This is a genomic window from Candidatus Campbellbacteria bacterium (assembly GCA_016699465.1).
In the GTDB taxonomy this organism is placed as follows: domain Bacteria; phylum Patescibacteriota; class Minisyncoccia; order Phycocordibacterales; family EsbW-18; genus EsbW-18.
On the sequence record CP064977.1, the window covers coordinates 590,266 to 604,640 of the forward strand.

The window sequence follows — 14,375 nt, forward strand, 5'->3', positions numbered from 1 at the left end:
TAAAAGACAGGCAATTGGACACATGTAAAATGGTGGCAAAAATGACAATAATATAGCCTAGTTAAGCCGTTTTATGTATTTTGTCTCTGATAATGTCCGATATATATGTTTCACGTGAAACAACCACTAAACTGTTACACGTGTAACGGTATTTTTATGAAAAATGACCCAAAACACATACAAATAGGGAAAATTGGAGAAGAATTGGCTTGTCTGTTTCTTGTGAAACGAGGATTTAAGATCGTGGAAAGACACTATTTAAAGAAATGTGGAGAGATAGATATTATTGCAAACAAAGACAAAGTTTTAAGATTTGTTGAAGTTAAGTGCGTTTCACGCGAAACAGGGAATAGTGTAGTTTCACGTGAAACACAGAAAAGGCCAGAGGAAAACGTTACACGTGAAAAGCTTGAGCGACTTTCTCGAACAATTCAAACATATTTAGCAGAGAAACGTATTTCACGTGAAACACGGTATCAGGTAGATGTGGTTGCTATTCGCCTCAATCTAAAGGACAAAACAGCGCGCACACTATTTATTGAGAATGTCCTTTAAAAATAATAGAGGTTGGAAGTTAGAGGTGAGAGGTTAGAGATTAGTTTGGGAGTTGGTTTAGAAAAGAAAACAGCCCCCGGTTTCCCGTTGGCTGTGCGTGAGCTTCGGCTCACGACTTCGGAGATTCTGTTGCCAGGCTCTCCGCGGGCTCCGTAAGTGCTGGGTCAGGATCATGCGCTGACCTCAATTTCGAGGGTGGCATCCGGAAAGTGACGTCGAACAATTTCTTCGGTCACTTCACGCGGTTCCATCCCGAAATCCGCACTTTCCTCGAAAATCCAAATGTGCTTGAAGTCGGCAAATGCTTGAATCTTACCTCCTCCAAGACACTGGATTTTCTGGTTACCCACCTCCTCGCGGAGCTTCTTGAAGAGTTCTCTGTGGTAGCCCTCTCCGATACGAAGCACCACAAGGGGTGACGACCCAACCTCGGCGAGAATGAACTTGCGGTCAATCTGGCCGAAATCGTTCCAAACCACGAGTTCGTTGGTCATTTTCTTCTCCTCAAAGATCTCGATGTGCGTTATTGCTCATCGTTCTGGACACAGTGTACATGAGTTTGAATATATTGTCAAACAAGATGACTAAAATGTTTAGTGGTGATATCTATAAAATAGCCCTAAATAATGGTTTATATAGATTTCCACTTTAAGTTGTCAATAATATTGACTATTATACTTTCTTCGTATATGCTGTTTCTATATGGAATTTCAAGAACTCGTTGAATCACTCGGCTTTTCCGAGAAAGAGGCATCCGTCTATCTTGCCCTACTAAAGCGAGGGGCTGTGTCTGCCTATGGAGTTGCCGTCGCTAGTGGGCTCAAGCGACCAACGGCATATGTCATTCTTGATGAGTTGGTCCGAAAGGGTGCAGCAATTTTAGTCCCTCGCACTACAAAGAAGTTGTATCGTGCAGTACCACCCGAGAATCTTCTTGAACGTGCACGAGCAAGGCTTGAACGTGTCGAAGAGGCGCTCCCAAAAATAAAAGCACTTGAAAAAGTTGGCACAGAGAAACCACAGGTGTTGTATTTTGAAGGTGTTGAGGGTGTCAAAGAAGCACTGCGCTATGGTTTGAGTACACTTGAGAACAAAACTATTAAAGGATTCTACGCAAAAACATCCCCCGAGGTCATGAAAACATTTGGCGGATATACCGATTACAATGACGCGTTGAAAGAACATAATGTGCACATGCAAGGGATTGCACCAAAAGATTCTTCCTTGAAATCATTTAGAGAAAAGGATACAGAATACGGACGAGAGTTCGTTGAGGTGTCTGAAAAAGAATACTCATCAGACATTGCTGTTGAAATTGGTCCAACATTTGTGCGCTTTTTTGATCCACTTAATTTGCAAGGACTTATTATTGAAAATCCCGCAATCACTAAAACAATGCGTGAGATTTTTGAAATCGTGTGGAAGTCATTGGAAAACGGTAAATAAAATGTTAGAGTGTTTGGGCATTTCGGGGCGTAGTATACCGGTAGTACGTCTGCTTTGGGAGCAGATAGACCGAGTTCGATTCTCGGCGCCCCGACCATGAATCCTGTTAGAGATTACTCAGTTTGTTTCTCTCTGTAATAAGAGGAGATGTTTTTTGTCTCTCTATTTTATGAACGTACAATAACTACGGAAATAAGAAGTATTTCCTATCTCTAACGGGATGAAAGACGAATCATTTAAAGACTTTGTATTGGATCAACTTGTTGATATCCCTGATGTAACAGAACGGAAGATGTTTGGGGCATTTGGGTTATATTCTGAAGGAAACTTTTTTGCGATTATTGATGACGGTGTTTTGTATTTAAAAACGGACGCTGAAAGCAAGCAGAAATTTATTGACGCAGGTATGGATTGTTTTCGCCCGAGTAAAGACCAGGTGTTAAAAAATTATTACGAAGTTCCAGCAGACGTACTTGAAGACAAAGAAATACTCGCGCGGTGGGCATCTGAATCTATCACTCCTTTTCAAAAGTAAATAGTATGTGTGGTGTGTGTGTTTTATCGTTGTTAAAGAAAGATAAAATGGTTGTGCGGGTGTTGTTGACTCTGTAGGGGTGCGTTGCTATACTCGTGCGCATTCGCATACGGCGAATCATATTAATTAATATACGTACATATGTCAGATTTAGATGATGTTGTGCTTCCAACGGATGGAGATGAGGAGGAGGTCTCGAAGGACCTTAAAAGGGGTCTAGATCTCGAAGGTGAAGGGATTGAAGATGAAGAAGAGGTGGATGAATTTTTTGACGATGAGACAACGGACGAAGAGTAATTTGTATAAAATACAGAGCCGATACGCCTACCTTGTAATGGTGGGCGTTGTCGTTTTTGCATTTTTTGGTACTATGCTTCTATAGCATTGTTTAATGGGGTACCCGTTTGAGCTTTAACAGATGCGGGCATGGTTTAGTGGTAGAATGACTGCCTTCCAAGCAGTAGACGGGAGTTCGATTCTCCCTGCCCGCACAAACAAAGAAAAAGCCGGATATGTGTCCGGCTTTTTCTTATGTTTTGCGAGGTAGAGCAAACAAATTTCTTTGTTTGTGTGGAGAATCGAACGACGGAGCATGTTGCGAAGCAACTGTGAGTCGCGTCCAGCGAATCTTATGATCGAAGCGAATTAGATATCGCGGGACGATTCTCCCTGCCCGCACAGAAATAAAAATACTCCAGCATCACGCTGGGGTATTTTTATTTCTGCCGTTGGAGAGAATCGAAAGTCGCAGGTGCGCGTCCTGTGGACGAGGAAGCACCGACCCAGTAGGTCAATGTACTCATTGAGACGGGCAATCAGTAGATTGTGCCGAAGAAGGCTGAGAGAACACTTTGTATTTTTGAGCGTATGCGAAAAAATACTTAGTGATTTGTGGGCGATTCTCTTTGAAAAACTCGTGACTGATTCTCCCTGCGAATTAGATATCGCAGGACGGCTCTCCTTGTCCATAAAATTTTGTGATCAATTCTCCTAACACTTTATTTTCTTAAAAACAAAAATACCACCATGCGGTGGTATTTTTGTATGTGAGACAATGAAGTTTATTTTCCCTTCACTGCTTCTTTGAGCGCCTTTGCTGCTGTGAACTTTGGTACTTTTGTTGCTGGAACTTGTACCATCGCTCCTGTGCGTGGGTTGCGTGCTGTTCGTGCTGCGCGTGCGCGAACTTTGAATGCACCCAATCCTGCGATTGCAACTTCACCTCCGCTTTTGAGCGTTGATGTAATTGAATCAATGACTGTGTCCATGATGCGCTCTGCGTCTGCCTTGGTAACTCCGTGGCGTTCTGCAATGCGCTCAACAAGTGCTGCTTTATTCATATGATTTTTTATAACCACTAGTGGTTGGTAATGGTTTGTGTTCGACCGTATATAAAAGTATAGCAACGAAGCCGTTTTTTTAGCAATAGCTGTAGCATTTTGTGTGGATAGAGAATGTGGTTTGACAAAATATATTGATTAAGTTATAACTGTCGCCAGACGAGTCGCTTGAACGACTCACGTGCTGATAGAGGGAAATAATGATCTGGGTTCAGAAACCGCTGGAGAGGGGGACGCCTGTGTGGTGTCAAAGTACCACGCACGATCGAGTACGCGGTATTGTGCTCGGTTCGAGAGAGGTCAAATTCAACGGCGCCGTGTGTGCCGTTGACTATGTCGTCGCTGACACAAGGACTTTCAATGTCCTTGAGATCAGTGGGGACTGGGTTTTCCCCGAGGTGCTTACATTTCAGGAGGGATACTCATGATGGTCATTACTGGACAGTCGTTCTTGGTGGGTGAGCACGAGTTCGTTTGGAGCCCGCCGAGATACTGCCAGGAGTTCAAGAGGAATGTTCTTGGATTCTGGTACGGCACCCCGGAAACCACGTGGGTTGGTCTCTTGAGAATTTACCCTTACGGGGAAAGTTTCAGGGCCTTCAATCTCCGCACGAGTGAGGAGATGAGGGATCTCAACGAGAGGGCACTTCTTGAGGTCCTCTCTCGATGGCTCCACGAGGTGGAACATCAGGAGAAGATGGCCAAAGCTCGCCAGCGAGCTACTCTTCCCGAAGTCCGCCAAGCTAGTGGAATCATTGCCTGATCTACCACGTTCTTTCACAACGACAGAGGTCGGCTCTCACGAGTCGACCTTTTTGCTATCCAATACGTTTTCTGTTACATGTTATACGTTGCGTGTAACATGACTACCGGGCGTATTCAATAACACGATTTTCTCTAATCACATTGACCTTTATTTCACCAGGGAACTTCAATTCTTTTTCAATACGATCAGCAATGGCACGTGCCATCGTTTTTGCTTCGATATCAGTAATCTTTTCAGGATTGATGAAGATACGAATCTCGCGTCCTGCTTGAATTGCGTATGCTTTCTCAACACCGTCGAATGATGTGGCAATATTTTCCAAATCACTCAAACGCTTGAGGTAATTTTCAACCGTATCACGTCGTGCGCCAGGACGACTTCCAGAAACTGAGTCGGCGACCTGCACAATGATTGATTCAATTGTTTCGTACGGATATTCCTCGTGGTGTGCTTGCATCGCTTTGATGATTGCTTCATCGGCACCAAACTTTTGCAAAATACGTCGTCCAATTTCAACGTGTGTTCCTTGAATTTCGTGGTCAACCGCTTTCCCGATGTCGTGCACGAGTGCTCCTGCTTTTGCCACGGCAACATCTGCACCCAATTCTTCTGCAAGCATACCTGCAAGATGTGCCATTTCAACCGAATGTTGCAACACGTTTTGCCCGTAACTTGTTCGGAAGTGAAGACGTCCGAGAATGGAAATAACGCGCGGGTCAAGTGTGAAGACACCGGCATCGTATGCGGCTTGTTCTCCTTTTTCTTTAATGATGTTGTTCACTTCAAGTCGCGCTTTCTCAACTTCTTCTTCGATGCGCGATGGTTGGATGCGCCCGTCTTTGATGAGGCGCTCCAATGCTAATTTGGCAACTGCACGTCGAACGGGATCAAATGATGAGAGAATAATCATTCCCGGTGTGTCATCAACAACAACCTCAACACCAGACGCACGTTCAAATGCCTTGATGTTGCGCCCTTCTTTTCCGATAATCTTTCCCTTCATGTCGTCGCTTGGCAATTCAACGGATGATGACATCACGTCGGATGACACATTGCTTCCAAGTCGGTGAATAGAGGTAACCAAAATATCCTGCGCTTTTTTCTCAAGTTGTTCTTTACCAACAATCTCAAGTTTGTGCATGCGCACCATGAGATCTTCTTCGTATTTTTTCTCAACTTCTTTAATGAAGAGATCTTTTGCTTCTTCTTCAGTGAGGTGTGAGAGTGATTGCAATTCGTGTTGACGTTTTTCGGTCAACTGTTCTGCATCCGCGCGCAATCCTTTCACTTCCTCAATTTTTTGTTTGAGTTCTTCACCTGTCTGATCAATGTCTGTTTGGCGCTTATCAAGAAATTCTTCCTTTTTGATAAGACGGTCTTCAGTCTTTTTTAATTTTTCCTCAAGTTCGCGTGCTTCAGCGCGGGTATTAGTGAGTGTTTCGTGTGATTTTTTTTCGGCGCTCTCGAGGACTTTGTTTGCTTCTTCTTGTGCTTCGAGTAACTTACGTTTTATTTCAAGCTCAACGGATCCGCGCTGACCAAGAGAAACAAGGTAGCGTAGGAAATATCCGAGAGCGATGCCGACCAAACCCGCAGCGGCGAGAAGGAAGGCGACAAGTTTTAAATCCATACGGTTTTAGGAAACCGCGTGAAATTTTTGGAAAAATTAGAAAACCACAGCGAGAATTGGTAGAAAAGAAAAACGTTTCGAGAATTGAGCTGAATGGGTTGTCATATAGTTGCAAAAAGTTTCAAGCGGACTTCACGGTTTATTGTTGTAATGCGTACATCATACGCCCTTTTTTGACATGTGACAAGGTGTTGGGTCCGTGTTGTGATGGATCAAAAAAGAAGCCCGCCTTTGAGAGTAATGGACTCTTTTGGCGGGCTGTGGGCTAGATCGCTCTAGCGGATAGTGACTCGGTCAAGTCGACGAAGGAGAGACTTTGTGCGTGCGAAGAGTTCCTCTCTCAAGGCGATGTCGGCTGTCAGAAGATGAAGAACCGTTTGACCCCCCGTGGCAGGCCTGGTGTATAGTGCTTGCCGGACTTCGTTGATTTCCACATCAACACGTGCCCACTCAGCTTGCGTGCTTTTGAGTTGGGCTTGTAGTCGCCGACGCAGCCGCCATCGTTGCAGAAACTTCTGGAAGGGCATAAGAAGACGCATTGGTGCCTCCTTTGGTGTGGGCATCTGATAGTGTTATAGCCCAGGTGTAGTGTGAAAGTCAATCTGTATACGAAACCTACCGGCTTATTTGCACGAATAAGCCGGTAGGTTTATGTGATTTTCGTACGGTTATTTTTTCGTCGTCTTCTTTGTCAAAATAGAATCAATCACACCATACTTCTTTGCTTCTTCAGCTGACATAAAGAAGTCGCGCTCAATATCTTTCGTTACTTTTTCTTTTGATTGGCCCGTGTTTGCTGCCATGAGCGATGCGAGTTTGTCTTTCATCTTCAAGATGTGCTCTGCAGTAATCGCAATGTCGGTTGCCTGACCTTCAACACCACCAAGTGGTTGGTGAATCATCACTTCGGCGTTTGGAAGTGCGTGTCGTTTTCCTTTTGTACCTGATGAAAGAATCCATGCAGCACCAGATGCCGCCATGCCGACACACACCGTTGCCACGTCGGGCTTCACATGGTTCATCGTATCAATAATTGCCATGGTTGCGGTGACAGAACCCCCAGGAGAGTTGATGTAAAACCACACATCCTTGTCTGTTTCTTGTGATTCAAGATGAAGGAGTTGGGCAATGATAATATTTGCCGCGTGGTCGTCAATTGGTCCACCTAAAAAGATGATGCGGTCTTTGAGTAGGCGAGAATAGATGTCATACGCACGCTCACCAAATTGGGACTTTTCAATAACTGTTGGGATTAACATATAAGTAGAGACTAGATATTGGATATTAGAGACTTGGCTAATAAGTTTAAGACAAGTATAACAGAAACACAAAATATTGACAATAGTGTTTTATACGTTATAATTCTTTCTAGAAAATCGTGGCATTGGAGTCACGTGTAAAACCCCAAGGAGAAGAGGTGTCCGAGTATAACTTGCGCATCGTCAAGGGAGGCGTAGGGAGGCGTCTTGTTCAAGATGCCCGAGAAATCGCAGAAGTCGCCGATCCACGGCGTCACCATCATCGAGATTCCGATGAACGGTCTGGCGGACGCCCTCTTTGGCCGGCACTAGTCGGCTACACGTTCTTCAGCGGTGAGAAAAAGGCCCGGTGCGTTCGCGTGCCGGGCCTCTCTTGTTTCTATTTATTTTTTCTGTAATAAGTCCGGAAGTTTTTTAATACTTGGATCAAGTGGTAACTTGGAAATTTCTTCAGGAGAGAAAAAGCGATATTCAACCGCTTCATCGGAAGGAATGAAATTCATTTGTTTGAGGGTGGTTTGATAGAGAAGTATCATAACCCATGTTCCTTTTGGTGTTGGTCCCGCTGTCCAAACATAGCTTGGTACTGATGAAACCGATTCAACATCAAATCCGCATTCTTCTTTTACTTCACGCCTGACTGTTTCCTGAGCATTTTCACCGTGCTCAATACCTCCACCGGGTAATTCCCACACACCCTTTTTTTCAAGCACTAACAAAACACGTCCATCGTTGTCGCGCACAAGTGCCTTTGCTGAAACACGATACATTTTGTTGTCGATGTTCATGGTGGTTGTTTTTAAGTACTACTAGAGTTTGATAATACTATATTTTCAGGTATAGTGCCCTCGGATGCTTTGTGTTCGTGTTGTACGCACAATTCACGCAGAAAAGGAATGCATAATGACAAGTAAAAGCCCCGCATGGTTTCGTGGTGGCATTGACCACGAATTTCTTCGTGATGTTGCTGAAATCTCAAACACACAACAGGTGCGCTTCATCATTCCGAGGTCGCTCCACGAGGAGATTCTGAATTTCTCGGGTGTGATGGGGTACAAAGGAAGCATTATGCGTACGCTCATCGCGAGCTTCGCTATTGCGCGAAGGATATACCACCTTGTTCGTGATGGTGGGAAGATCCTCTGTCTTTTCGAGAAGAATGGAAAGAAGGAAGTTGTCGAGTTGTTCTTCGACTTCAAGCCGTCAACGGAGGTATAGAGCTGGTACACCGAACACACAAAAACCCGTCCGCTATCATGCGCGACGGGTTTTTCTATACAATCATTCGCTTCTTCGTATGAATGAGAAAACGGAAGGGATTATGCGTTTTTTTGTTTTTCCAAAAATTCCAAGACTTTTTGGTTGCCGAGTGTTGTGGCAACGTACGCCTCAACATTTGGTCGCTTTGCGTCTGGGTAGTGTTCAAGAATATGATCGGTTTCTTTTTTAATTTCCTCGGGAGATGGCTGAATGTTTTCTTTTAGACCAATTTCGTGAAGAATGAGTTGTTGTTTCGCGCTTTTTTCTGCGTCACTTCGCCACTCTTTTCGCAAATCAGCCTCTGTTTTCTTAAGGTGCTCCATGTATTCGTCTGGTTTGATTCCAAAACGCTCAATATCTCCTCTAAACTGCGCGTACATTTTGTCGAGCTCAGCTTCAATGAGAATATCAGGAAGCGTGACGTTTGTGTGCGCAAGAATATCATTCATGATATCGATGCGAAGTGCGTCTTGCGCCTTGTGTCGTTTGTCATACATGATGCCTTCGCGGATTTTTTGTTTGAAATCGTCCACATCTTTGAATGTGCCGAAATTTTTAACGAGATCATCGGTGAGTTCTGGGAGCGCGTCATCTGTTTTTGTTTCGACGCCATTCTTTTTATTTTCTGCATCACGGTATTGTCGGAGCGCATTGTCGATGAATATTTGAACATCTTCATCAGTTACCACAACTTCTTTGTTTCCGTGTTCTTTGACGTGTTTTTGTGCGAGGTCTTTATAAGAGGGAAGGTCAAATTTTGGAAAAACTGCCGTAGTGATTTTAAACCCGAGAGGATTTCCGGCAGCTAATTTTGTAATCGTAATATCAGGGCGTCCAATTGCGTCGATGTCGTGGTGCATGAGCATTTTTGGATAGTGTTCAGAAAGTGCATGCTCGGCCATTTCTGTAAAAAGTGCTTGCTCACCAACACGTTCTATAACAATTTTTTCAGGAACGTGCCCTTTGCGAAAGCCATCAATGCTGATGTCTTGTCCGAGTTCTTTAATCACATGTTCGCGGTGCTTATGGAGTTCTTCGTGTGGAAGTTCACCTTCAATAGTGACGGTGCTGTTGTCGTTTTTTGTTACGGTGTAGTTTGTGTACATGATTGATTTTATTAGTGAGCAATAGCGAGACTTTGAAAATTTATCCAGCACTCAGGCGGTTTCTTTTCTGGGTGCTGGATGCTCAAAAATCATAGTCGCTGTGCTCCTTGATTTTTGGCAGTGTACCAGTATCAGTAGAAAATGAAAAGACCCGTCTTCCAACGCGCGATGCTTTGGAGGGCGGGTCTTTTCGAAAGAGTACTGTGGTTAGAGAGTGTTCAACTCAGTATCAAGTGCCTTAAGATCTGCGTCTGTTTGTGTATTGAGTGTGTCGAGATCTTTTTGTTGTGTCTGAATATCTGTTTGGATATCAGAAACTTCTGTTGATGTTGAGCCCGTGGTGGTGTCACCTTGCAGTTGTTGGATCTGGTCGGCGTCGCGTTGTAGCTTTTGTGCTTGTAGTTGTGCGAAGAGGTAGTATCCTCCAATCGCAAGAACAATGATGACAATAATAATTCCGACGACAGGACCGTTTTGATTGTCCGACTTCGGCATACCTTCTATGTTTTGCATTTGATCCATATGCTGTAAGGGTTACCTATAATGAGTACAGTGTACTCTAAATACGAGAAGTTGAAAGTGGTGGTTGGTATCAGGATGATATGTATACGCACCCTGATTGCCTAGCGGTATTATCGGTTGTCAGTGTCGTTGTCAGATTGACCATTATTTTCTTTGTCACCATCTGACACACCCTTCTTGATTGAGCTGATTGCATCAGCAAGTTTTGTGTGGGCACTCTTAAGCAATTCTTTGAGTGCTTTGAATTCTGATCGAATTGTTTGTACGGATGCTTTTGTTGTTGTAGCTGTTGTACTTGCACCAACTCCGTCAAAATTGATAGCGTCGAGTGCTTTTTGTGCATCACCGAGAATGTGTGTTGCTGAATCGAGATTTGTTTGAGCTTCAGTAAGTGTTGCTCCACCTTGCTCGAGCGTGTCGATGCGTCCTTGAATACGAGCAGCTACGGTATTCATTTTAGTAATTGTTTCTTGAAATCGTTTCTCCAATCTTCCGAGAATGTCGCTGATAACTGTTGCACGTTTTTCATCAAAACGTGAGCGCATTTCTTCTCGACGTACTTCTACTTTTTGTTTTAGATTTTCAAGACGATCTTTCCCCGTTTGTATCTTTTCTTGCAAATTAACACGCCACTCTTTATGGTCTTCTTTGCGAAGTGTTTTTGTTGATGTTGATGTTGTCGCGTCTTCTGCATGGAGAAGTGCGAGTGGGCTTACAAGGATAAATGTCATGAGAGTTCCTACAAATATTTTTTTCATATGATTTCACAAAATCACGTCGCGCAACTGTCCGCTAAGGCGCGACGTAGATATTATGCATTAGTAATTAAAATAATAATTTAAGGATAGTATACCCCTACCAACGGTATGAAGACAATGACGTGTAACGTTACATGATGCACTAGAGTTCCATCTTTTCTTGGTAGAGTCGAGCGGCGCGTTCTACTGCTTTAATAGCATCTGCTTTTCCTGTGAATCCTGCAACGATGACTTTATTATGCTCAGGAGTGTCGTCTTTGAGTGCCTTGTATGTTTCGAAGAAGTGTTGAATTTCACGAAGGGTGTGTTTGTTGAGGTCTTCTAAGTTCTGTACATCTTCCCAACGTTTGTCGTGGACGGGTACGGCAATAACTTTATGGTCTGGCTGTCCACCATCAACCATGTCCATAAATCCAACAGGACGAACTGTTGCGAGAATTCCTGTTGCGAGAGGATAGGTGGTGAGGACAACCACATCGAGTGCATCGCCATCATCCCACAATGTTTGTGGAACAAATCCGTAATCGAACGGATATCCAGACGCATTAAAGTTTGCGCGATCAAGTGCAATGAGTCCTGTTTCTTTATCTATCTCATATTTATTATTTGATCCCTTTGGAATTTCAATAATAGTATTGAATTCTTCGGGGGCATTTTCTCCAATTGGAACGTCGTGCCAGTAGTTCATATAAAGTGGAAGTTAGATGTGAGAAGTTGGTAATTGATTTTAGTTTTGCAGAAGGTGTGGTCTCGAAAGCCCCAGACGTTTCACGGCATGGTGTGAAACGAGAAATCTTGACTGTAGTATATTGTGTGATGGACTTTATCTAGATTTTATCTCTGTCGATATATCCTTATTTATTCCCCCTTTTCAGAAGGGCTGTTTTCTGTTTCCTGTGTAGGTGTTTCATCCGAGTCTTTTGTTGTTTCAGGTTGTGTTTCGGGTGCAGCGTCGCTATCGGGTGTGACAGGCGTTTCATTCTCCGGCGTCACTACTTCTGAGGAACGAGTTTCTTCAGGTGCAACACCAGCTTCATCTGTCCCTGCGGATTGAATGTCGATACGCCAGCCAGTAAGTTTTGCTGCAAGGCGAACGTTTTGTCCTCCGCGTCCGATGGCGAGAGATTGTTGATCTTCGGTGACACGAACAATGGCGCTGTGTGCTTCTTCGTCGGTGATTTCAACGGACAATACTTTTGCTGGTGAGAGTGCGTCTTCGATAAAGTGTTCAGGGGTTTCAGACCATTCAATGACATCAATTTTTTCTCCAGCGAGTTCACTCATAACAGTTGAGACACGAACACCGCGTTGACCAACAAGTGAACCAACGGGGTCGATGTGTTCGTCGTTTGAGAAGACGGCAACTTTTGAACGACTTCCCGGTTCGCGTGCAATTGCTTTTATTTCAACAATACCTTGCGCAACTTCTGGTGACTCTGCTTCAAAAAGACGAACAAGAAATTGTGGGTGTGATCGTGACATGCGCAAGAAGACACCGCGAGGTGTTTCTTCTACTTTGAAAAGATATGCGCGAATGCGTTCACCTGCACGAAATCGTTCGCCGGGAATTTGTTCATCGTACGGCAAAATTCCAACAGCGCGACCGAGATCAACAAATACGTTTCCGCGCTCAACTCGTTGTACTGTTCCTGCAAGAATTTCTCCTTCGCGTTCTCCGTATTCGTGTGAAAGATGTTCTTTCTCTGCCTCGCGAATTTTTTGAATGATAACTTGTTTTGCTGTTTGTGCAGCGATGCGCCCGAAGTCGTCGTGCATTTCAAGAGGGAATACAATTTCATCACCAACTTGCGCGCCTTTTTTAATTTTTTTTGCATCGTCGAGCAACATGTGTTTTTCGGTGTTGAACAAAGGAAGTTTTATTTCATCTTCAACTACGTCCGAACTCGTTGGTGCGTCGCCAGTTGCGGCGAGTATTTTTTTTGTTTGCGATTCGTCTGTTTCGGCAACAGCTTCGTCACCCACATCTTCTTTGAAGCGGACAGTGGTGTCGTCAACAATTGTTTTAATTTGTTCGAACTCTGTTGTTCCTGTGTTGATATCAAATCGTGCGCGAACAACTTGGTCACGTTTTCCGTACTCTTTTTTGTATGCAGTTGCGAGAGCAAATTCAATTGCTTCTAATACTTTTTCTTTTGTAACTCCGCGTTCCTCCTCGAGCTCTCCAAGAACGGTTGTTAATGCTTTGAGATCAAATTGCATATATGTGTGTGATTAGTGAATAGTATGTGGTAGCTAGTATGTGGAATATAGGCAGTGGTATGTGGGAAGAAGCAAGCTTCCAACTTCACACTCCCAACCTCCAACACCCAGTACTTTAAACAAAAATCGCGACCGTTACGGCGCGACATTCAGTACTGCACTGACGGCTCTAGAATACTATTGGGTAAAATAAAAGTCAATCCCGACAGTGTTTTGTACAGCTGATTTCTTTTTTAAAAACTTTCTCGCGCGTGTTTTCTAAAAAGAAGTCGTGTGTCTCAAAAGAAGACTGATTTCTTCGAAGACATTTATCAACACTGCAGGTATGGTAGTTGCTCGTGGGAGTGTACTATGTATGTATATCAGTGCACACCAACGTGCACAGGCACATCATTACCTAGTAACTTACATACTTTATATGGAAGACATGTACACACCATCACAACCATCACAACCACTTGCGTCCACTGTTCAAAATGGAATGATGCAACCGCCACTTCACCACTCGTCAAAACCACTCCGAATCTTTCTTGTCATTCTAGTTGTGATTCTTGTTGGGTGGGGATTGTTCGTACTATTGAACCAAAAGGCCGTCACATACGACGATCAGGGTAATCCTATTACAACGGCAGACGCAGGAACGCTGGTGAGCGGATTTCCTGAGGCACTCCTTGCATTTGAGCCAAACGCAGCTATTTCAGAAAGTTTTCGTATTGATTATCTAAACAAGAACCAATCACTACCATTTGCCCGCTACACATCAGCAAAGACCTACCAAGAAAATATCGATGGATTCAAGACACTGTTGCAGGAGCAGGCGTGGGCTGTTACCAAACAAGGTTCTATTCTCGAGACACCCGTAACGAACTTTTATGCAGTAAAGGAAAAAGAACAATTAAATATAACACTTACTCAAAATGAAGACAGTACCGTTACTGTGCAAATCGCCTACTCACTTACCAATTAATTTCTACTAGT

At 43.8% G+C, this 14,375-nt stretch carries 17 protein-coding genes and 2 tRNA genes; 9 read left to right on the plus strand and 10 right to left on the minus strand.

Features of this window, described 5'->3' with window-relative positions; all coding sequences use genetic code 11:
- Positions 1–156: 156 nt before the first annotated feature.
- Positions 157–555, plus strand: a complete 399-nt coding sequence (locus IPJ70_03285; protein QQR82278.1) for a YraN family protein — start codon at positions 157–159, stop codon at positions 553–555.
- Between the two features lie 170 nt (positions 556–725).
- Here IPJ70_03285 and IPJ70_03290 read toward each other — a convergent pair whose 3' ends face one another.
- The gene (locus IPJ70_03290; GenBank protein ID QQR82279.1) at positions 726–1,049 is read right to left on the minus strand and encodes a hypothetical protein; all 324 of its coding nucleotides are present in this window, start codon (positions 1,047–1,049) and stop codon (positions 726–728) included.
- 208 nt (positions 1,050–1,257) lie between these two features.
- On the opposite strand from IPJ70_03290, the gene IPJ70_03295 reads away from it, so the two are divergent.
- The 5 genes from IPJ70_03295 (at position 1,258) to IPJ70_03315 (ending at position 3,027) form a co-directional block, all read left to right on the plus strand.
- Positions 1,258–2,001 (plus strand): hypothetical protein, encoded by a 744-nt coding sequence (locus tag IPJ70_03295; GenBank protein QQR82280.1) that lies wholly within the window; start codon positions 1,258–1,260, stop codon positions 1,999–2,001.
- Between the two features lie 23 nt (positions 2,002–2,024).
- A tRNA-Pro gene (locus IPJ70_03300) sits at positions 2,025–2,098 on the plus strand.
- A 123-nt stretch (positions 2,099–2,221) separates the two neighbouring features.
- On the plus strand, positions 2,222–2,536 hold the full coding sequence (locus tag IPJ70_03305) for a TfoX/Sxy family protein (GenBank protein QQR82281.1): 315 nt from the start codon (positions 2,222–2,224) through the stop codon (positions 2,534–2,536).
- 141 nt (positions 2,537–2,677) lie between these two features.
- Positions 2,678–2,833 carry a hypothetical protein gene (locus IPJ70_03310; protein QQR82282.1) on the plus strand — a complete coding sequence of 52 codons (156 nt, stop codon included), beginning with the start codon at positions 2,678–2,680 and terminating at the stop codon, positions 2,831–2,833.
- A 123-nt stretch (positions 2,834–2,956) separates the two neighbouring features.
- Positions 2,957–3,027, plus strand: a tRNA-Gly gene (locus IPJ70_03315).
- Positions 3,028–3,597: 570 nt separating this feature from the next.
- On the opposite strand, the gene IPJ70_03320 is transcribed toward IPJ70_03315, so the two are convergent.
- Positions 3,598–3,876 (minus strand): HU family DNA-binding protein, encoded by a 279-nt coding sequence (locus IPJ70_03320; protein QQR82283.1) that lies wholly within the window; start codon positions 3,874–3,876, stop codon positions 3,598–3,600.
- Positions 3,877–4,300: 424 nt separating this feature from the next.
- Between IPJ70_03320 and IPJ70_03325 the strand changes: the two genes are divergently transcribed.
- Entirely contained in the window at positions 4,301–4,639 is a 339-nt protein-coding gene (locus IPJ70_03325) for a hypothetical protein (protein ID QQR82284.1), read from the plus strand.
- A 103-nt stretch (positions 4,640–4,742) separates the two neighbouring features.
- On the opposite strand, the gene rny is transcribed toward IPJ70_03325, so the two are convergent.
- The 3 genes from rny to IPJ70_03340 form a co-directional block, all read right to left on the minus strand.
- Positions 4,743–6,272: a ribonuclease Y gene (rny, locus tag IPJ70_03330; GenBank protein QQR82285.1), complete on the minus strand. Its 1,530-nt coding sequence runs from the start codon at positions 6,270–6,272 to the stop codon at positions 4,743–4,745.
- Between the two features lie 668 nt (positions 6,273–6,940).
- Positions 6,941–7,531 (minus strand): ATP-dependent Clp protease proteolytic subunit, encoded by a 591-nt coding sequence (locus IPJ70_03335; protein QQR82286.1) that lies wholly within the window; start codon positions 7,529–7,531, stop codon positions 6,941–6,943.
- Between the two features lie 383 nt (positions 7,532–7,914).
- Positions 7,915–8,319 carry an NUDIX hydrolase gene (locus IPJ70_03340; protein ID QQR82287.1) on the minus strand — a complete coding sequence of 135 codons (405 nt, stop codon included), beginning with the start codon at positions 8,317–8,319 and terminating at the stop codon, positions 7,915–7,917.
- 115 nt (positions 8,320–8,434) lie between these two features.
- On the opposite strand from IPJ70_03340, the gene IPJ70_03345 reads away from it, so the two are divergent.
- Positions 8,435–8,749, plus strand: a complete 315-nt coding sequence (locus tag IPJ70_03345; protein QQR82288.1) for a hypothetical protein — start codon at positions 8,435–8,437, stop codon at positions 8,747–8,749.
- 101 nt (positions 8,750–8,850) lie between these two features.
- Here IPJ70_03345 and IPJ70_03350 read toward each other — a convergent pair whose 3' ends face one another.
- From IPJ70_03350 to nusA, 5 genes are all read right to left on the minus strand, one after another.
- Positions 8,851–9,897, minus strand: coding sequence for a hypothetical protein (locus tag IPJ70_03350; GenBank protein QQR82289.1), 1,047 nt, complete (start codon positions 9,895–9,897; stop codon positions 8,851–8,853).
- Positions 9,898–10,104: 207 nt separating this feature from the next.
- Positions 10,105–10,419, minus strand: a complete 315-nt coding sequence (locus tag IPJ70_03355) for a hypothetical protein (GenBank protein ID QQR82290.1) — start codon at positions 10,417–10,419, stop codon at positions 10,105–10,107.
- A 110-nt stretch (positions 10,420–10,529) separates the two neighbouring features.
- Positions 10,530–11,177, minus strand: a complete 648-nt coding sequence (locus IPJ70_03360; GenBank protein QQR82291.1) for a hypothetical protein — start codon at positions 11,175–11,177, stop codon at positions 10,530–10,532.
- Between the two features lie 142 nt (positions 11,178–11,319).
- A complete protein-coding gene (locus tag IPJ70_03365) occupies positions 11,320–11,865 on the minus strand; it encodes an inorganic diphosphatase (protein ID QQR82292.1) in 546 nt (181 codons plus the stop codon).
- Positions 11,866–12,035: 170 nt separating this feature from the next.
- Positions 12,036–13,397, minus strand: coding sequence for a transcription termination/antitermination protein NusA (nusA, locus tag IPJ70_03370; GenBank protein ID QQR82293.1), 1,362 nt, complete (start codon positions 13,395–13,397; stop codon positions 12,036–12,038).
- 355 nt (positions 13,398–13,752) lie between these two features.
- Here nusA and IPJ70_03375 point away from each other — a divergent pair, with 355 nt between their 5' ends.
- Positions 13,753–14,364: a hypothetical protein gene (locus IPJ70_03375; protein ID QQR82294.1), complete on the plus strand. Its 612-nt coding sequence runs from the start codon at positions 13,753–13,755 to the stop codon at positions 14,362–14,364.
- Positions 14,365–14,375: the final 11 nt, after the last annotated feature.